Genomic DNA, 17,405 nt, shown 5'->3' with positions numbered 1-17,405 from the left:
GGTCCCCGCGACCACACCCATAAGGAACGAACGTGTTCAAGAACCCCTTCGCCCGCCGCTCCGACTCCGCTGCCCCGGCCGCCAACTCCGAGCCCCTGACGCGGACCTCGGTCGCCGACCTCACGAAGAAGGCCGCCTACAGCCTGCGCAAGTCGGGGCTGTCCGGGGAGCGGGCGGCGGTCTATCTCGTCCTGGACCGCTCGGGCTCCATGCGCCGGTACTACAGCGACGGCACCGTTCAGTACCTCGCCGAGCGGATACTGGGCCTGGCGCGGAACCTCGACGACGACGGAGAGGTCCCGGTGACGTTCTTCTCCACCGAGGTCGACGGGACGATCACGGTGAGCGTGGACGACTACGCCGGCCGCATCGAAGAGACTCACAACCGGCTTGGCCACATGGGCCGTACGTACTACGCCACGGCCATCGAGGCCGTGCTCCGCCAGCACCGCGAGTCCGGGGCCCGTGTGCCGGCGCTGATCGTCTTCCAGACCGACGGCAACCCGGACGACCGGTCCGACGTCGTCTCGCTCATGCACCAGATCGTCGACGAGGACCAGGACGTCTTCCTGGCCTTCGTGGCCTTCGGCAAGAACGTGGACTTCCTGCGCACCCTGGACACCCTCGGGCTGAAGGCCGACCATGTCTCGCTCTTCCAGGCGGACGACCCCACCCAGATCGCTGACGAGGAGCTGTACGACGGTCTCACCCACGAGTTCGTCCCCTGGCTCCGTGCGCGCCGGCCGGTCAGCAACTGAGCTCGGCCCGGTGGGCCGGCCGCCGGATGGCCGGCCCACCGGGCCCTGGGCCTCAGCGAAGTGCGCGGTCTTCCGCGCCCGAGCCAGAACAGGACGACGACGTTGAGCAACACGACTCTCCACCTGACCTATCTCAGCGCCGCCTGGTCTGCCAGACAGCAGGCCTCGGCACTGCAGCTGCTGATCACCCGCGCCCGGCAGGATCCGTATCTGGCCCTCGCGCTGGCCCACATCGACACCACGGAGATGAAGGGCGTACTCGATGCGGCAGGCATGGGCGCCGCGCTCGCCGAGGCGGAGGCGGAACGGGACCTCAACGCCGCGCTCGCCGAGCGGTGCCGGCGGCGAGAAGCGGTGCAGGCCGAGCCGGGAACCCCGTGCGTGTGCCGGCACTCGCCGGCCACTCACGCAAGGCGCCTGACCGCACAGGGCAAGCTGCCCTGTCGGCACGACGGCTGCGGTTGCACCGACCTTTCCTTCGTCTGACCGGGCCGGGCCCGGTCGGGGCGTCTCGGCCAGACGATCGGCTCCGCCCGTCTTCCAGCCCTGGGATCCTCATCCCGGGGCTTTCGGCGCTTCCTCCACCCTCCCCCCGGGCCGCGGGCGCCGCGGACACCCATACCCCATCTGACCCCTATAACTTGCCGTACCATCGTCCGTACTTTTAATTTCTAGCGACAAGGAGCTGTGATGGCCGACCGCAAGGACGACCTGCTGTCCCTAAACGAGATCGCCAAGCTCGCCGACGTGAGCCGGCAAGCCGCGCAGAAGTGGCACAAGCCGCCGGCGCACAAGAAGCCCAGGCAGGGCGAGACGGAAGTGGAGTCCGCGCTGCGTTCGGTCGCCAGGGCCATGGGGGTCGAGGTGCCGGAGTCCTACGACGACTCCCCCCGCTACCCCCGCAAGGTGGTCGTTGCCTTCCTGAAGGCCGTCGGCTACATGGACGAGAACGAGAGCCTCATGCCGCGGCGTGGAGGCAAGGGGAAGTGGACGCCGGCAGAGCCGACCATCGACCCTCATCGCGTCGAGCAGCCGGATCCCGCGGTCGGCGGGAAGCCTCTCAAGGTGGATCCCCAAACCGGGGGGCGCTACCGCTACTACGTGCCTCACGCCTGGGCGATCGCCGGGTTCGGCTCCGAGACGAGCTTCAACGCCTCGCGCACCCGCGGCCGCGCTCCCGAGCCCGACGGTATCGACGAGCTCGAGCGGCCGTACTGGTGGCTCGAGACCCTGGAGGGCTGGAAGGCGGACGCCCCGGAGCGGAAGGCGAAGCGGTACGCCGGCCGCCGGCCGGACGGCTACACGCCGGATGGGCAGCCGTTCCGGTTGCTGCCCGGGGACAACTACTACGCCAGGAAGGCGGCCGAGCAAGCCGGCGAGGCCGCCGACGACGAGTCCCGAGAGTAGCCATACACCTCCTGACCTGGCATTCTCTTATGTTCCTGTGGTAAAATTTAAAGCGTCAGAGGGGGTTGGATCCCTTCCTCGGGGGGTGTCTCGGCACCTCCCGAGGACGTGTGGGACCACGCCCTGAATCCACCTAGGTGTTTCCGGAGGACTCTTGACGGACACCATGACGCACCCGCAGGAAATCCCCAGCGCTCCCCCGCGTCCGCCGCACCCTCAGTTCCCCTTCGCCCCCGCGGTCAAGACGCAGACACCGGCCCGCATCGCGCTCGTGGGCCCCAGCGGCTCGGGCAAGACGTACACCGCGCTGACCCTGGCCACCGCACTGGGGTCCTCCGTCGCCGTCATCGAGGCCGTCCACGGCCACGCCAGCCAGTACGCCGACCGGTTCGACTTCCACACCTGCCCGCCGCTGACGTACTGCTCGCCGGAGGCCCTGGTCGCCGCGCTCGCCGAGTGCGCGGCCAGCGGTTACGACACCGTCGTCGTCGACCCGTACACGCTGTTCTGGTCCGGCCACGGCGGCATCCTCGAACAGGTCGGCGACGCGACCAAGCGAGGCTCCAGCGGCAGCAAGTCCGGCTGGGACGAGGTCCGGCCTCGCGAACGCCGGATGTGGGAGGCCCTGTTCGCCTACCCCGGCCACGTGATCGCGACCCTGCGCACCAAGACGGACTACCACCTGGAGGCCGACGAGCAGGGGCACTACACCATGCGCCGGTTCGGCGGTAAGCCTGAGCACCGGGACGGCGCGGAGTACGAGTTCTCCTTCGTCGGCGCGATGGACTCCGACAACACGCTCGTCGTCGTCAAGGCGCTCTCTCCGGACCTGTCCGGTGCCGTCGTCCACCGGCCCGGGGCCGAGTTCGGAGCCCGTGTCAGGGCATGGCTGGAGGACGGCGAGCCGCTCGTCCCGCCGGTGCCCGTCACCGAGCTGATCGCGCAGGCACGCCATCCCGAAGCGACCTACCTCGGGCTCGGGCAGCTGCGCGACACCGTACGCCGCCGCTACCTCGAAGACGTCCTCATGCCCGATGACGACGGCGTGACCCTCATCCGCATGGACGACTACATCACCCGGCGCGGCAAGGCCCTGCAGTCCGCACATACGCAGGCCGCTCACCAGTCCTGACGCCTACGCGGCGGCCGTACCGACGGCCGCCGCGGCCGCCCGCGCCCACCGTGGCATCCACCTCACCCCTGGAGGACCCGTGCAAGCCATCCGGCTAGCGGCCTGCCTAGGCCGCGCACCACCGCAGCCCCCGACCCTGGAGCACCCATGCACGCATCCCTTCCCGCACCCCGCACCACCGTCCACGAGATCCTCACCGAGTACCGCGCGCTCGCCGCCCGCCACCACGTGGCGCTGAAGGAGTTCTGCGACGTCGACGGAGTCATCGACGGCTTCCTGGAGGACTATGAGCAGCGCGAGCAGAGCCAGGCGCTGGAGTCCGCGAAGCACCTCAAGGACTTCATGGAGCGCCTGACCGCCGCCTTCGGTCTCCCGCAGGACCGCACCGTCACCGTCCTCGGCGCCAACGGCACCCAGCATCAGGTGACCCCCGGCCGTCTCGACGAGCGCGCACGCGACCTGTTCAACAACGGCCAGTGCCACGCCTTCGCCGCCGCCCTCGCCGAGGTCACCGGCTGGCCGACGGCCGCGGTGATTAGCCCCGAGTGCGACGACACCTACGACAACTGCGGCATGGGCAGCCAGGTCGCGGACGGCGTGTGCATCTGCCAGATCGGCCACATCATGGCCGTCCGGCCCGACGGCGCTCTGGTCGACATCGACGGAGTCAACGACCCCGAGCCCCTGCGCGCCAGCAGCGAGCACACCCTCATCCCCATGACCGACGCCCTGTGGGAGCTGATCGACACCGCGCCCACGTGGCGCGAGCGGGACATGGCCGTCGCCCGCACCTTCGTCCAGCCGCTCCTGGACACCCTCGACACCGCCCCGGCCGCCGCGACGGAGGTGACGGCCTGATGCGCATCCTCACCCGCGCGCGTGACCGCGCCGTCCGCGCCCTGATCCACATCGCCGACCACGCCGCCCGCCGCTCCGACGTCCCCAACCCCATGGCCGCTACCCGCGTGGTCCTCCTCCACCTCGCCGACCAGAACCTTTCGGGCGCCGACGTGTACGAGGAGATCACCTCCCACCTGAGCACCCTCGGTTTCACCTGGCCGGACGGCCTGTGCGACCGCTGCGACGGCCCGATCACCGCGGACCAGCGCGAGTCGTCCGGCCTGTGCGCCGACTGCACCTGGGTGTGCGCGTGCGCGTACGAGAACTCGCTCAGCCAGGAGGAGTGCGACGGCTGCCACCTCACGCGCAGCGGGCAGGGCGAACCCATGCCCCCGTGCACCTGCGGCTGCGACCCCACCCCCGGCGAGTACGGCGACTACGACACCGAGTCCTCCGTCTCGCGCCAGCACCGCATCGACACCGGACGCTTCCTGCGCCCGGGCGAGAGCCTCGCCGGCTGACCCGGAACCGCGGCCGCCTCCCCATACCCCTCGTGACTCTATTATCTTTACTCATCTCTCCTCGTGATGTAAAATTAATAGCGTCAGAGGGGCGGCGGGGCCGCCCAAGACACGCACGACCCCGGGAGGACCCATTTCCGAATCGGTGATCGAGAAGGCCCTGCAGGCGGCGAACGAGCAGCAGGAGGAAACCGTCCGTGAGGTCTTCCGCGCGGCCGGCCTGCTCTGGCAGTGCAAGAGCCGCAACTGCCTCTTCGACAACACCCCCTCGGATCTGCTGTGCGCGGGGTGCGGACGCCAGCGCGACGGTCGTCGCGTCGATGACCGCATCCCCGCCTCCGCGCACCCCGACGACTTCGAGAACCTGCGCGCCGAGCTCAAGGAGTACTTCGCCCGCACCGGCACGAAGCTGCCCGACGCAGTGACCTTCGAGCTCAACTTCGAGAAGGAGTGGCGCCGCTACGACGCCACCCTCCACTTCGGCGCTCGCACCGAGACCCACGACTTCGACAGCGACGTGGACAGGGCCCTCGACGGCCTCGGCCGGGCCGAAGAGCGCGGCGAGCGGCTGCGCGTGGCCCTGTACCGCTGACCACCGGAGAGATGACCGTGCCCACCTTCCTCGCCCCCGCCGGCGCCCCGGCCCCGACCCGTCTTCAGCGCGCCTGGCTGCTCGCGGCGCTGCGCGACCAGGGCGGTCTGCTGCCCCCGGGTATCCGCACCCGCTCGCTGAACGTCATGCTCGACCGCGACTGGATCAAGATTGCCCCGGCCGGCGTCGACGGCGCCACGGACGTCCGCTACAAGATCACCCCCGGCGGCCGGTTCGCCCTGCTCAGCGCCGCCAAGGCCGGCGTCCTGCTCAGCGTCCTGGTCTCCAGCGAACCCGGCCGGATCGAGGCGGCGGCGCAGGAGAAGACGCTCGGCTCCCTGATCCGCGACGGCCTGGTCACCCGCCTCGCCCGGCACGGTGAGCACGCCGAGGGCCAGGAGCAGCACCTCTACATCACCAACCTGGGCCGCCGCCTGGTCGGCCTGCCCGAGGTCGACGAGACCCCCGCAAGCGACTACCTGGTCGCCGCCTTCGCCGCGAACGGCCTGGACGTAAGCGTCGAGACCGACAGCGACGGCGACACCTGCGTCGTCTACCAGCAGGGAGACGTCGAGGCCGCGTTCTTCCGCGAAATCCAGACCCCCGGCTTCGGGTGGAACTACAGCGCCCGGCACCCGGCGTGGATGCACACCAAGCCCTGGGCCGCCCTGGTCTCGCACACCGGCGGCGTCCTCGAGAAGCGCCTTCCGAGCGGCATCGGCATCAAGGAGGAGAGCGCGCGCATGGCGGCCTCCTTCGCCGCCTGGCTCACCGACCGGGATGACAGCGCCTTCACCGCCTGAATGCCGCTCGCCGACTTCCCACCCCTGAGGACCTGCCCCCATGGATCTCACCACCCGCCTGCACCTGCTCGACCTCATCCGGCTCTCGGCCAGCGCCGAGAGCACGTGCCGGGCCGCCGAACGCGCCGCCCGCCGGGCCTCGATCCGCCGCAAGGAGGCCGCCGGCGCGCGCCGCAACCTGCGGCTCGCGCTGCGCAGTGCCCCCAGCGCCGACGCCGAGAACGCACTCGCCGACGCGGAGCGCGAGTACGAAGCCTGCGAAGCCCGGGCCGAAGCGGCGGGCGCGCACTGGCGCCGCGCCTTCTCCGCGAGCGAGCGGGCGGACGCCCGGCTCGGCGGCGCGCTCGCCCGCACCCGCTACCTCACCGGCTCGGCAGAGCCCCGCCGCAAGGGCGCCCGGCGCACCGCCGAGGCAGCCTTGCTGTCCGAACTCGCCGCCATGCCGAAGACGTTGATCCGAGCGGCCCACGCCCTTCTGGTGCAGTCCAGCGCGGGCAAGGACTCGGTCGTGGCGCTGGACCGCGTGGTGCGGTGGGCGAAGGCCGCCGGCTGCCTCGACAAGATCGTCGTCGTCCATGCCGACATCGGTCAGGACGCGGAGTGGCCGGGTGTGCGCGATCTCGCGCAGCAGCAGGCCGAGCGGTACGGGCTGCGGTTCGTGGTGGTCAAGGCCTCCGTCGAGTTCCTCGGCATGGTGGAGAAGCGCGGCCTGTGGCCGGACGCCCAGACCCGGCTGTGCACCTCGTCCCTGAAGCGGGACGAGGCGGCCAAGTTCTTCACCGAGATCGTGAACGAACTCGGTCTCGATGAGCAGGCGCTGATCGTCAACTGCCTGGGGATCAGGGCCGCCGAGTCGTCCTCCCGCCGCAGGAAGCAGGAGCTGGCCATCGACCACCGCGCGAGCAACGGACGGCGTCTGGTCCTGACGTGGCACCCGGTGTTCCATCTGACCGAAACCGAGATCTGGCAGGAGATCGTCGACCAGGCGCTCGACTACCACCCGGTGTACGACACGCTCATCCCCCGTCTGAGCTGCATCTTCTGCATCCTCGCGTCCTTCGACGTCCTGGTGCGGGCGGTCAGGCTGTGCTGGGTGCTCGGCCTTCCGACCCCGAAGACGTACGTCGACCTGGAGCAGCGGATCGGGCACCGCTTCAAGGACAAGTTCAGCCTTGCCGACGTCGTTGCCGAAGCAGCCCGGCAGGAGGCGGCGGAAGGGCCGATCACCTGGCGCCGGGGCGACGCGATCCGCCACCACCTCGGCGATGACGCCGCGACCGCCTACCTCCGCCGTCTCGCGCTCGCCGCCTGACGCCCGACCTGGAAGACCGAAGCCCGTGGCAGTCCCCGCCCCGAACTCCTGCCGCCACTGCGGCATCGCCCGCCTCGAACACGCCCAGCGCTGGACGACGTTCGCCGGCTGGCACCCGTGGACCCCGCCCACACAGCAGCAGATCAAGGACCGCATGCTCGCCCGCCGCCGCGCCCGCACCACGCAGCTCTGACCCACGGCCGACACTCACGAACCCTGTTACGCACGAAAGGACCCTCGTTGCTTCCTGCTCCCGTGCTCTCACCCGGCGCCCTGGTCCCGCTGGTCGGCACCGCCGACTTCGACACCGAACTCGCCCGGCTCCTGGACACGCTCACCGCCGAGCAGCTCAACGACGTCGAGACCGCCTGCCTCCGCCGTCAGAGCGCACACTTCTCGGAGAGGCTGGTCACCGCCCTGCGTCACCGCGCCCGCGAGGTACTCACCGCCCGGGAAGCCGCCTCGCGGTGGCCGGTGATCGCCGTCACCTTCACCACCTGGGACTGGGACAACGGCTGGTTCTGGTGCGAGTACAGCGCCAGGGCCCGCCACATGGACGGCACGGTCAGCACCGTCGACTTCGACTTCGACGATGTCACCGAGGCGCTCGCCGACCTCGCCGCGACCGACCGGCCCGGCAGGGGCGACAACCTCACCGTCGACCTGCTCACCGGCGACGTCACCTGGTGAGCAGCAGGCCCGCCCCGGCGTCCCAGGGCCGGTGGCCCGGCCGACATCGCCGGGCCACCATCACGGTCTTCTACCGCTCGGCGCCCCTTCGGGTGCGCGTGGACAACGGCCAGGTGCTGTGGTTCGTCCGCGACCTCGGCCCGGCCATCGGCTTCCGGCGGCCTCTCACCCCGGGACGTGCCGTCCCTCAGATCCTGCTGACCACCACCGAGCTGTGGTCGGCCATGACCACCGCCGGCTTCCGTCCGCCTTGCGAGTTCGTCGCCTGGGCGCAGGACCTGCCGGGCCGCCTGGCCTGAGACCACACATCAACCACACCCCGGCGCCCCGTCCCGAACAGCCCGCTTCCTTCCCCCGCGCTCCGGCGCACACTCCGTCCGACCGAGGAGTCATGCACGACCACCCCACCCACTGCAGCAACAGCCCCGGACAACTGCACGGATACGACTGCCATGCCGCCCGCTGCGCCGACACGGGACACCCGCGGCTTGACCGCGGGCACACCGGTGCCGCCTGCAACACTCGCTGGAGCGGCCACCGGCCCGGCGAAAACGAATGCCGGGATTGCGGACTGCTGATCCACCCCCGCGCCGACAACGCAGACCTCCTACCACTGCCGGATCTTCACCGGCTTCACGCCGAGTGCGAGTGGGGCATCACCCGCCAGCGGATGGCCCTTCGCGGACGGGAAACCGCGGCGGGGGCGGAGGCGGGCCAGTGAACCAGACTCCTGTTCCTGTGCGGCTCCTCCACCGCCCTCGTGTCGGCGGTCTCGTCGTGCCTTTCATCTCCTACGCGCACGGCGGCCACGCGTTGTTCGGCAGCGTCAACCCGCTGCGCCGCGCCGAGGCGCTGCTGTGCCGGCTGTGCCAGATCTGCGGTCACCGGCTGGAGGAACGCTTCTGCCTGGCTGTCCGGCCGATGGACGTCCGGGCCGGCGCCGCCCCCGAACCGGGCCTCCATCCGGAGTGCCTGGCCTACTCCACCGCGGCATGCCCGATGCTGAACGGCGCCGTGAGCGAGTACCGCAGCACCTCTGCGACCACCTCGCACCCCGCCGGGCGGCCGTGCGGCGATCCGAGCTGCCCTTGCCCGCGCATCGCCTCCGATGCCCAACACGAGATTCGCTCCGGGCGCCCGGCCGACGACTGGGACTCCTGGATGATCCGCGGCTCCCACTACCGGCTCAAGCGGGACCCCGACCGGCCGCACCTGCTCGGCGGACTGCTGGGCGTGGACCTGGACGTACCGGTCCTGCGCGTCCGTCCGCTGCGCCGCACGCCGTCTCCCCGGCTCGACCGCACGCAGGCCGACCAGCTCCGCGCTGCCTTGCGCGCGCTGGAGCTCTAGGCGCAATCCTCCCGGCTCCCCCGATCATCCCCGAGACGAAGGGCTTCGCATGCCCGCCGCCGTGCTCGCCCTCGTCCCGTTGCAAGCGCCCCTGCCTGGCCCGAACTCGCTGCGCTCGATATGGCATGACGGCGCCCGCTCGGGTCCGGCTGTCATCTGTCCCGGCGGGCGCGGCGGGCGGTGTTCTCCCATTCCTGCCAGGCCACGTATTCCTGGCGTACGTACGCGCGCAGTCCCTCGGGGGACTGCCACTGCGGTGAGTCGGGGCCCAGGAGGCCCTCGACGTGGACTTCGCCGAGGTCGAGGTCGAGGTGCAGCAGCAGGTCGGCGGCCATCACCGCGGCGTCCGCGGCGTCCGTGGCGTGTTCGGGGTCGATGAGTCCACCGTGTGCGGCGACCTGGGTGGCGTGGGCAGCGCGGTCGAGGTAGGCGGCCTGGCGCAGGTAGAACAGCCGGTAGCCGCCGTGGTCGACGGCCGGCCCGTTGCCGTCGCGGGCAGCCTGGGCGCGCAGGTTGATGCCCTCGGCCCACATCGCCAGGGTGAGTTCCTCCTCCGCGAGGGCGGGGGCTGCAGCGTAGGCCTGGTCGTAGTCGGGGGCCAGGATCTGCGGGAGTTCACCGGGGTGCCAGCGGTGACCGCACAGGACGCAGGCGAGCGCGGCGACGGCCGGTGAAGAAGTGCCTGCGGGCGGGTCGAGTTGTGCTTCGACCTCGTGGCTCGGGCAGCGGGGGCAGTGGATCACGAGGTGGTCGTGGTCGTGCATGGTTTCCCTTTCTCCGCGCGGACCGGTCGGGTGGTGCGCCTTTCGGGGTGGGGTACGGCCGCGGCCCCGGGCCGCACGGATGCGGTCGGGGCCGTCGGCGGCGGGCTGCGAGATGGTCGTGGCTCTCAGCCGGACGGGGCGGGTCCGGGTCCGTTCGGGCGGGGGCTCTGGCTCGCTGTGCTCGGGTCGGGAGCAGGAGTCCGTTGCTCGGGTGCGGGCGGCTGGCCGGGGAGAGCGGGGGTGGGCCAGGGCAGGTTGGTGAACTTCGAGGTCACGGTCAGCTCCGGTCGTCGGTGTGGGTGGTGGGGTGAGTGCGCAGGGATTGGGCGAGGGGGTAGCAGGCGGCCATCGCGAGGAGGGCGCTGGAGGCGAGGAAGACGGCGACCAGCGGGCGGCCGCCGGCGTCGAGGGCGAGGGCGATGCCCAGCGGTGGCAGGGAGGCGAGGGCCGTCGCTCCGCTGATGACGGCCTGGTAGCGGCCGGTGGCTCCGGCCGGGGCAGCGGTGGAGATGTAGGCGCCGATGGCGACGCTGTAGCAGATCTCGCCAGGCACGAGGACGGCGGCGGCTATCGCGTAGCCGATCGCGGTGTGCTGGAAGGCGGCGATGGTGATGCCGAGGCCGAGGATGGCGGAGCCGGTGGCGAGCACGGGCACGAGCGGGTAGCGGACGGTGTCGCCGCGGCCGACGAGCAGGCGCATCAGAGGCGGGGTCAGGGCGAGGACGGCGACGGTGTTGGCCACCATGGCCAGGCCGTAGGTGGTGGCGGGGAGGCCGTCGCTCGTCATCAGCAGCGGCAGGACCGAGACCAGGCCCCAGGCGCAGATCATCGAGCAGACGGCGACCAGGGTGATCCAGCGCAGGGTCCGGTCGCCCAGGACCTGCCGGTAGCTGACCCGGGGAGCGTCGGTGGCTGTGGGGCGGGGGGCCAGTGTGCGGCGGGCCACGAGCGCGAAGACCAGGCAGACGAGGGCGTTGACGACGAACAGGATCCGGTAGCCGTGGTGGTGGGCCAGGTAGCCGCCGGCGCCGCCGCAGACGGCGATGCCGACGTTGGCCGACCAGTACAGCCAGGCCTGTGCGCGGGTGCGGCCGGCCTCGGAAGGGATCGCGTCGTTGATGGCGGCGGACACGGCCGGGCGGTGGGCCTCCATGGTCAGCCCGAGGCACACGGCGACGGCCAGCAGTGCGGGCAGTGAGGTGACGACGGCGAGGGCGAGGCAGGCGAGCGCGGACAGCACCATCAAGACCACCAGGGCGGTGCGTTGGCCGAGCCGGTCGGTCAGAGCGCCGGCTGACGCCTGTCCCACGCACCAGCCGATGCCGAATGCGGTGAGCGCGGCGCCGGCGGCGGTGGTTCCGTGGCCGGTGCCGTCCGCCACGTAGTAGCTGAGGAAGTCCCAGCTGAACCCGGCGGCTTTCACCGCGAGCGAGCTGATGATCAGGATCCAGACCACGGAGCGCGCCGTGCGCACGGCGGGCATGGTGGTGGCGGGTGCGTGTGTAGCCATACATCGGCTCCCTGCAGGCCCGGCCTGCGGTCGTAAGAGATAGGCGGCGGACAGCCCGAAGGCGGCCGAACCAGTGGTCCGGCCGCCTTCGGGGTGAGAGGTGTTCGCGCTTACGGACGCGAACGCAGGGGACGATCGGTCGACCGGACGGAGCTGTTGCGGCAAGGACGCATGACGTTCTCCTTCTTCTGCGGTGCTGACACCCCGAGGTTCCGGGGATGAAGCGAACCTATGGACCGGGCGGACGGGCAGTGTCCGGGCCGATGCACCCCGGACATAGTTGAATTACGGAACGTTTCCGAGGTGCACCGTTCGCCCGGTCATGCCGCTGAGGTGCGGCCGCCCTCGGGCGGGGAGGACGCGCCGACACGGAGTCGGCGGAGGGTGTCGAAGCGGGGAGTACCGAACCGCTGCTCAGCCTGCTCGGCGATGGAGGCGACGGTCTGTTCGGCCGTCCGCGGGGAGTGGGACGTGAGCCACGCCAGGACCTCGTCGAGGGGGGCCGAACGCACGTTCTCGGAGGCGAGAGCGGCCTGGACGATGAGCTCGGCGAGGGCCTGAGCGGGCAGATCACCGTGCAGCCGGTCGGCAGCGAGGTAGGCAAGATCCGCGGCAACGTCGCCGACGGCTTCGCGGGTGCGGTGCCGAAGCACCCATCGTGCACGCCGCTCCGGGTCGTCCCACAGCGCGGCGAGCAGGACCGGGCTCAGACGCCGCCGGATCTCCTCCGCTCCCGGGGCAAGGGCCGGGCGGTCCCGGCGGGCAGGCCATCGCGCGCTGGCGGGGCGGCGGCGGTGGGCGGCCCAGTTCTCGGCCACGGGGCGGGACCACATGAGCCGGTTGCCGATGACCGCCTGCGGCTCCGGGACCGCGCCCTGGCCGCGGCTGTTGTAGGCGCGCAGCGCCGAGGGGCTGATCCCGGCGGCGGCGGCGAAGGCGGGAACGCCGATCAGCCGGTCTCCGGCCAGTTCCGGTGCGGTAAGGGTGACCACGCACCGCTCCGGCGGCAGCGCGCTGGGAGTAGCCGCGCGGTGACGGGCCCAGCGGGCCAGGTCGTGCAGCCACTGCGGTGCGTCTGTGACTGCGGCGTCCGCGTCCAGGTCGGTCACGGTGAGCAGGCGGCCGCGGTCGGCGTTCGCCGCTGGATCGCCGAGGAAGTCGGCGGCGGTGACGGTCGTCGCGGCAGGTACGGGCTGCTGTTCGAAGCCGCCCGTGGACTCGTCGCGCAGCTGGGGCGGCCGGTACCAGGTGGAGCCGTCCCACCAGTAGCCGCCGGCCCGTGACACCACGGGCGGAGCGCACTGCCAGTGCCAGGGCGCGCCCTGATCGGGTCCGGCCGCGTACAGCAGGACCGTACGGCCGAGTCGGGGGTGCGTGTGCACGTGCCAGAGGAGGTCGGGACGCGCGGGGTCCGCGGTCCGGTCGGGCCGGTCGGACCGCCGCAGGGCGTCGACGGTGAGGGTGTCGTCGACGAACGGCAGGCCGGGAACGGGATGGTCGGTGCTGGCGCCGTTCGCCAGAAGCCGGTGTGCAGCCATGGGAGGTCCTTCAGGTCGGCGAGGTCAGGCGGTCCGGCGGCCGGCCGCCTGCTGACGCAACGGTCCGGCGGCGCGGCCGGCGGCACGGCGGAGCAGCACAGCGAACTCCTGTGCCCGTAGGGGGTCCTGGAAGAGCCGGTCGTCGCCGGTCACGCTGAGAACGCCGACCAGGTGCTGCCCACGCAGCACGGGTGTGGCCAAGGTGCACACGCCGGGGTACCGGCGCAGCGCGATCCGGGTGGAGCGGATGGTGTCCTGCGTAGCGGGAGGCAGAGTGAGCGGGAGGTCGTCGGGGCCGACGGCGATCTCGGAGGGCGCGTAGGCGAGAACGGCACGTCCGGCGGCGGTCGTTCGCAGGTTGCCGTCCTGCTGCGCGGCTGCGGTCCGCAGCTCCGGCTGCGGGCACGCCATGTCGACGAGGGTGAGGTGCAGCCCGAGGCCGACACGGAAGTGCGGCTCGTGCCAGGCGGCGGCGACTTCTGTCTCCTGCTGCAGATCCTCGACGATGCGGCGGACGGTCGGCGTGGATGCGGGTGTCCTGGGCTCCTGAGCCAACGGGGCGGACTCCCGGGTGAGCCGGTAGGTACCGCGGCGGGTGCCGCGCTCGACAAGGTTCTCCGCAGCGGCGGCCTTGAGGAGCTTGGAGGCGTGCGACGGCTGCAGGCCCGCGGCACGGGCGATTTCGGCGAGCTGATGCTCGTCACGGGCGCCCAGATGCAGCAGGGCGTGAAGGACCCGAAACCCGCGGCCGGCGGACTGCGGAGGCTGACGGCTGCTGCTCACGGCGGCGAGGACCGGCGGCACGCCGGGCGGGGACCAGCTGCCGGACGAGGAGGGTCTCGTCGGGATGCGGGACATGAAACCTCCGGTTCAGTGCGGCGCGGGCGAGCTCCAGGCGAAGGGCCGGGGAGCCGGGCGGGATGCGCACGGCCCCGTGCGGCGGTGTCCGGGGATGGTCAGGCGGGGGGCCGGCGGCGGGAGCGGAAGGCCGGCGGCTCGGGCGGCGCCGTGATGCCTGCGTCGTCGAGGTCGTCGTCCCCGGTGATGCCGGTGTAGCGGGGTTCGACGAACAGATGCCGGTGACGCCACTCGGGTGGCGGGGACAGTGGGGCGGGCCGGGGGCGGCGGGCGGCACCCTGGGGGCGGCCCGGCGGGATGCGGTGCTGGATGTGCACGGCCTCTCCTTGTCACGTCAGCCCCGGCAGGGCGACGTCCTTGCTGGTGTCGGTGGGAAGCGGCTCGTCGGGGCACTCGGCCAGGACCCGGGACATGGCGGCCTGCTCGGCTGCGGTCACCCACAGCCGGTACTTGGCCTTCACGGCGATCTGCCGCGCGACGTACGGGCAGTGGAAGGACTTGCTCGGCGGCAGCCAGCCCGCGGCGTCCGCGTCGGACTTGGCGGCGTTCACCGGTCCTGCCGAGGTGATCAGATTGAGGGGGTCGTTCCCCAAGGCCCGTCGCTGCTCCTGCGTGAGCCCAGCCGCGCCCGTCCGCCAGCTCGCCCCCAGGGCGACGACGTGGTCTACCTGGATCTTGGAGCTCTGCGGGCCGCGGACGAAGCTGATCTGCTCGCCCGTGTACGGGTCGTCCAGGACGCCTGCGGCGATGACGCACCGCGAGGCGGCCTTGTAGCGGATGCTGTGCAGGTCGCGGCGCAGGACGTCGTTGCGGGTGTCACACGAGTTCCCGCCGCCGGGGGCCGTGGTCGAGTCCGACCAGGCCGGGCCGAAGAGCTTCTCCCGGTCGTATCCGGTCATCGGGGCCGGGCCTTTGACGGTCAGTTCGCCCAGGGCCATCCGGGCAGTGCCGACGGCGGCTGGGGCGGGCGCCTTCGCGTTGTCGCCGGGGTGCGGGTCTGCGAGCGGCGAGCAGCCGGTCAGGGCGACGGCGAGGACCAGGGCGGCCAACGCCGTTGGGCGTGTGAAACGGGGGTGGGAGTCCAACTCGGCGCTTCCTCTTCGTGTTCGTTGTTCCGGGATCCTGCCGACGCGGTGACGCCTGTTGAGGGTCACGCGGTTCGGGCACCGGCAGAGGCAGGTGTGCGCAGCGCGTGAGCGAAGGCCCTCACCTGTTCCACAGCGCTGTCGAGACCGCTGGACGAACGGTGTTCGAGCAGGGGCCGCACCAGTGGCGAGCCGATCACCACAGCGTCGACGAACGGAGCGACTTCTCCGGCGAGGCGCGGGGTGGAGATGCCAACGCCGCCGACCACTGGAAGGGCGCTGTGGGTGCGCAGCCTCGTGGTGAAGTCACGCAGCGCGGGGATGTCCAGGTCGCCTTGGTAGCCGGTGGGTGCGGGGGCGGCCGGGGCGTAGAGCCACCCGGAGGCGGCTTGAGCGATGGTGTCCATCTGGTCGTCGTTGGCGTCGCGCGGCGCGAACTGCGGAGTGTGAATGCCCGCTGCTCGGGCGGCCTCCGTCCACTCGTCGGCTTCCGCTACGGGCAGGTCGGGGATCATCACGCCGGCTGCGCCTGCCTGGGCGAAGTCGTGAGCGAAGCGTTGGATGCCGAAGTCGAGGACGGAGGACCAGTAGCTCATGACGACGACCGGTGCGCCGGTGCTGGACGCTGCGAGGCGGACCGTGGAGAGCACGTGGGCCATTCGGGCCCCTTGGCTGAGGGCCTGCGCGTATGCCTGGGTGATGTCGGGCCCGTCGAGGGCGGGTGTGCGGTGCGGAACACCGACCTCGAGGAAGTCAGCTCCGTGACGGGTGAAGGCGCGCAGGGTGTCGATCCCGGCTGTCCAGTTGGGGAAGCCGGCGGGCAGGAAGGCGCCGAGGGCGGGGCGCCGGCGGTGGGCGAGCAGCGTGGTCAGCCCGATCGCGGCGGGGGTCAGTGCGGTCATGGCGGGGCGCCTTTCGCAGGGCGTGGGGGGCATGGTGGCGCGGCAGGTAGCGGGCGGAAGGCCGGTCTGCCGTTGGCGGGGAGTGAGGCCGGCGCAGGGGGTGCGGCGCCTGCGGGGGTCGGGCCTGGCCGGCTGCGAGTGCGGGAGGGTGTGGCCGGTGGCCCGCAGGTGTGCGGGCCACCGGTCGTTGGGACGTGTCAGGGCGTCCCTGGGTGATCCGGTCAGGCCTGGTCGGCGGCGTCGCGGCCGCTGCGGCGCTTGCCGTAGCCGACGGCGCCCACGGCTGCCAGGCCCGCGGCGAGCAGCCCGCCGGCGGTGAGGGCCAGCGTCGTGTTTCCGTCGGCGCCGGTGTGCGCGAGGCTTCCGGCGGGCGTGATGGTGTCGATGGCGCTGATCTGCTTGGCGGTGCCGCCCTTGGGCGAGTCGCCCTCGGCCGTACCTCCCTTGCCGGTGTCCGAGGAGTCCCGGCCGGAGTCACCGTTGCCCGGGGTCGGGCCGGGGGACGGGTCGGTGCCCGGGTCGGTGGCGGGCGGCTTCGTCGGGTCCGTGCCCGGGTCGGTCGGGTCGGTGGTCGGGGGATCGGTCGGGTCCGTCGTCGGCGGGTCCGTGGGGTCCGTGGTGGGCGGGTCCGTGGGGTCCGTCGTCGGCGGGTCCGTCGGGTCCGTGCCCGGGTCGGTGGGGTCGGTGGTGGGCGGGTCGGTCGGGTCGGTGATCGGGGGATCGGTCGGGTCCGTCGTCGGCGGGTCCGTGGGGTCCGTGGTGGGCGGGTCCGTGGGGTCCGTCGTCGGCGGGTCCGTCGGGTCCGTGCCCGGCTCGGTCGGGTCCGTCGTGGGCGGGACGGTGGGGTCCGTGCCCGGCTCGGTGGGCGGGACAGTCGGATCAGTGCCGGGCTCCCCCGTCGGGCCCGGGCTCGGGCTCTCGGACTTCGACGGGGACTCCTGCTTCACCGCGATCGAGGCGTCGTCCGTTGACGAGGCGGACGTGCTCGGCGACGGCGAGTCGGTGGCAGCGAGCGCGGCCGGTGCGGCCAGCGCCCCCGAGGCGGCGACAAGCGCGGCGGTCGTCACGACGCGCCGCAGCACGCGCTGTCGGGTCTTACGCATGAAAGAGATCAGCCTCCAGTACACGGCAGGCTCGACCGGTCAGCGCACGGTGCGCCGAGGTGAAGTACCTGCTGACGTATCGATCTTGGAAGCGGTGGCCTGTGGATAGAGTCCGGCGTTTCGGCGCCGGGCCGGCACGCGCGGAGGGCTGCCTGTGGACAGACTTCCGCGCGTGCGGCAGGCAGGGCCGCAGCAGGCACCTTCGCTGCTCGGGAGGGCGGCCGGTCTTCGGGCTGTCAC

At 71.9% G+C, this 17,405-nt stretch carries 22 protein-coding genes; 14 read left to right on the top strand and 8 right to left on the bottom strand.

The window, feature by feature from the left end; all coding sequences use genetic code 11:
- Positions 1-32 precede the first annotated feature (32 nt).
- The 14 genes from FEF34_RS38500 (at position 33) to FEF34_RS38440 (ending at position 9,405) form a co-directional block, all read left to right on the top strand.
- Entirely contained in the window at positions 33-758 is a 726-nt protein-coding gene (locus FEF34_RS38500; protein ID WP_234043316.1) for a VWA domain-containing protein, read from the top strand.
- 102 nt (positions 759-860) lie between these two features.
- On the top strand, positions 861-1,244 hold the full coding sequence (locus FEF34_RS38495) for a hypothetical protein (RefSeq protein ID WP_138058101.1): 384 nt from the start codon (positions 861-863) through the stop codon (positions 1,242-1,244).
- Between the two features lie 204 nt (positions 1,245-1,448).
- Positions 1,449-2,165 carry a hypothetical protein gene (locus tag FEF34_RS38490; protein ID WP_138058100.1) on the top strand — a complete coding sequence of 239 codons (717 nt, stop codon included), beginning with the start codon at positions 1,449-1,451 and terminating at the stop codon, positions 2,163-2,165.
- A gap of 166 nt (positions 2,166-2,331) precedes the next feature.
- Positions 2,332-3,297, top strand: a complete 966-nt coding sequence (locus FEF34_RS38485) for an AAA family ATPase (protein WP_138058099.1) — start codon at positions 2,332-2,334, stop codon at positions 3,295-3,297.
- Between the two features lie 147 nt (positions 3,298-3,444).
- A complete protein-coding gene (locus FEF34_RS38480; protein ID WP_138058098.1) occupies positions 3,445-4,155 on the top strand; it encodes a hypothetical protein in 711 nt (236 codons plus the stop codon).
- On the top strand, positions 4,155-4,658 hold the full coding sequence (locus FEF34_RS38475) for a hypothetical protein (protein ID WP_138058097.1): 504 nt from the start codon (positions 4,155-4,157) through the stop codon (positions 4,656-4,658). The genes FEF34_RS38480 and FEF34_RS38475 overlap by 1 nt, the downstream gene beginning before the upstream one ends.
- 145 nt (positions 4,659-4,803) lie before the next feature.
- Positions 4,804-5,250 (top strand): hypothetical protein, encoded by a 447-nt coding sequence (locus tag FEF34_RS38470; RefSeq protein WP_138058096.1) that lies wholly within the window; start codon positions 4,804-4,806, stop codon positions 5,248-5,250.
- Positions 5,251-5,261: 11 nt separating this feature from the next.
- A complete protein-coding gene (locus FEF34_RS38465; RefSeq protein ID WP_138058095.1) occupies positions 5,262-6,053 on the top strand; it encodes a hypothetical protein in 792 nt (263 codons plus the stop codon).
- A gap of 40 nt (positions 6,054-6,093) precedes the next feature.
- Positions 6,094-7,365: a phosphoadenosine phosphosulfate reductase domain-containing protein gene (locus FEF34_RS38460; protein WP_138058094.1), complete on the top strand. Its 1,272-nt coding sequence runs from the start codon at positions 6,094-6,096 to the stop codon at positions 7,363-7,365.
- A gap of 25 nt (positions 7,366-7,390) precedes the next feature.
- On the top strand, positions 7,391-7,558 hold the full coding sequence (locus FEF34_RS41735) for a hypothetical protein (RefSeq protein ID WP_171053366.1): 168 nt from the start codon (positions 7,391-7,393) through the stop codon (positions 7,556-7,558).
- A 47-nt stretch (positions 7,559-7,605) separates the two neighbouring features.
- Positions 7,606-8,055, top strand: a complete 450-nt coding sequence (locus FEF34_RS38455) for a hypothetical protein (RefSeq protein WP_138058093.1) — start codon at positions 7,606-7,608, stop codon at positions 8,053-8,055.
- Positions 8,052-8,354 (top strand): hypothetical protein, encoded by a 303-nt coding sequence (locus FEF34_RS38450; RefSeq protein ID WP_138058092.1) that lies wholly within the window; start codon positions 8,052-8,054, stop codon positions 8,352-8,354. The genes FEF34_RS38455 and FEF34_RS38450 overlap by 4 nt, the downstream gene beginning before the upstream one ends.
- Positions 8,355-8,446: 92 nt before the next feature.
- A complete protein-coding gene (locus FEF34_RS38445; protein WP_138058091.1) occupies positions 8,447-8,776 on the top strand; it encodes a hypothetical protein in 330 nt (109 codons plus the stop codon).
- Complete coding sequence (locus FEF34_RS38440) at positions 8,773-9,405, top strand: cell envelope biogenesis protein OmpA (protein ID WP_138058090.1); 633 nt, start codon at positions 8,773-8,775, stop codon at positions 9,403-9,405. Before FEF34_RS38445 ends, FEF34_RS38440 begins: the two co-directional genes overlap by 4 nt.
- A 152-nt stretch (positions 9,406-9,557) precedes the next feature.
- Here FEF34_RS38440 and FEF34_RS38435 read toward each other — a convergent pair whose 3' ends face one another.
- The 8 genes from FEF34_RS38435 to FEF34_RS38400 form a co-directional block, all read right to left on the bottom strand.
- Positions 9,558-10,169, bottom strand: coding sequence for a hypothetical protein (locus tag FEF34_RS38435; protein ID WP_138058089.1), 612 nt, complete (start codon positions 10,167-10,169; stop codon positions 9,558-9,560).
- Positions 10,170-10,446: 277 nt separating this feature from the next.
- Positions 10,447-11,679 (bottom strand): MFS transporter, encoded by a 1,233-nt coding sequence (locus tag FEF34_RS38430; RefSeq protein WP_138058088.1) that lies wholly within the window; start codon positions 11,677-11,679, stop codon positions 10,447-10,449.
- A 320-nt stretch (positions 11,680-11,999) separates the two neighbouring features.
- The gene (locus FEF34_RS38425) at positions 12,000-13,217 is read right to left on the bottom strand and encodes a hypothetical protein (protein WP_138058087.1); all 1,218 of its coding nucleotides are present in this window, start codon (positions 13,215-13,217) and stop codon (positions 12,000-12,002) included.
- Positions 13,218-13,241: 24 nt separating this feature from the next.
- Complete coding sequence (locus FEF34_RS38420; protein ID WP_138058086.1) at positions 13,242-14,075, bottom strand: IclR family transcriptional regulator; 834 nt, start codon at positions 14,073-14,075, stop codon at positions 13,242-13,244.
- A gap of 98 nt (positions 14,076-14,173) precedes the next feature.
- Complete coding sequence (locus FEF34_RS38415) at positions 14,174-14,392, bottom strand: hypothetical protein (protein WP_138058085.1); 219 nt, start codon at positions 14,390-14,392, stop codon at positions 14,174-14,176.
- A gap of 12 nt (positions 14,393-14,404) precedes the next feature.
- Positions 14,405-15,160: an HNH endonuclease family protein gene (locus FEF34_RS38410; RefSeq protein WP_199800771.1), complete on the bottom strand. Its 756-nt coding sequence runs from the start codon at positions 15,158-15,160 to the stop codon at positions 14,405-14,407.
- A gap of 65 nt (positions 15,161-15,225) precedes the next feature.
- A complete protein-coding gene (trpA, locus tag FEF34_RS38405; protein WP_138058084.1) occupies positions 15,226-16,062 on the bottom strand; it encodes a tryptophan synthase subunit alpha in 837 nt (278 codons plus the stop codon).
- 221 nt (positions 16,063-16,283) lie between these two features.
- Positions 16,284-17,165 (bottom strand): hypothetical protein, encoded by an 882-nt coding sequence (locus FEF34_RS38400; RefSeq protein ID WP_138058083.1) that lies wholly within the window; start codon positions 17,163-17,165, stop codon positions 16,284-16,286.
- Between the last annotated feature and the right edge of the window lie 240 nt (positions 17,166-17,405).

The sequence above is a fragment of the Streptomyces marianii genome, assembly GCF_005795905.1.
In the GTDB taxonomy this organism is placed as follows: domain Bacteria; phylum Actinomycetota; class Actinomycetes; order Streptomycetales; family Streptomycetaceae; genus Streptomyces; species Streptomyces marianii.
This window is presented reverse-complemented; position numbering and strand designations above follow the sequence as displayed.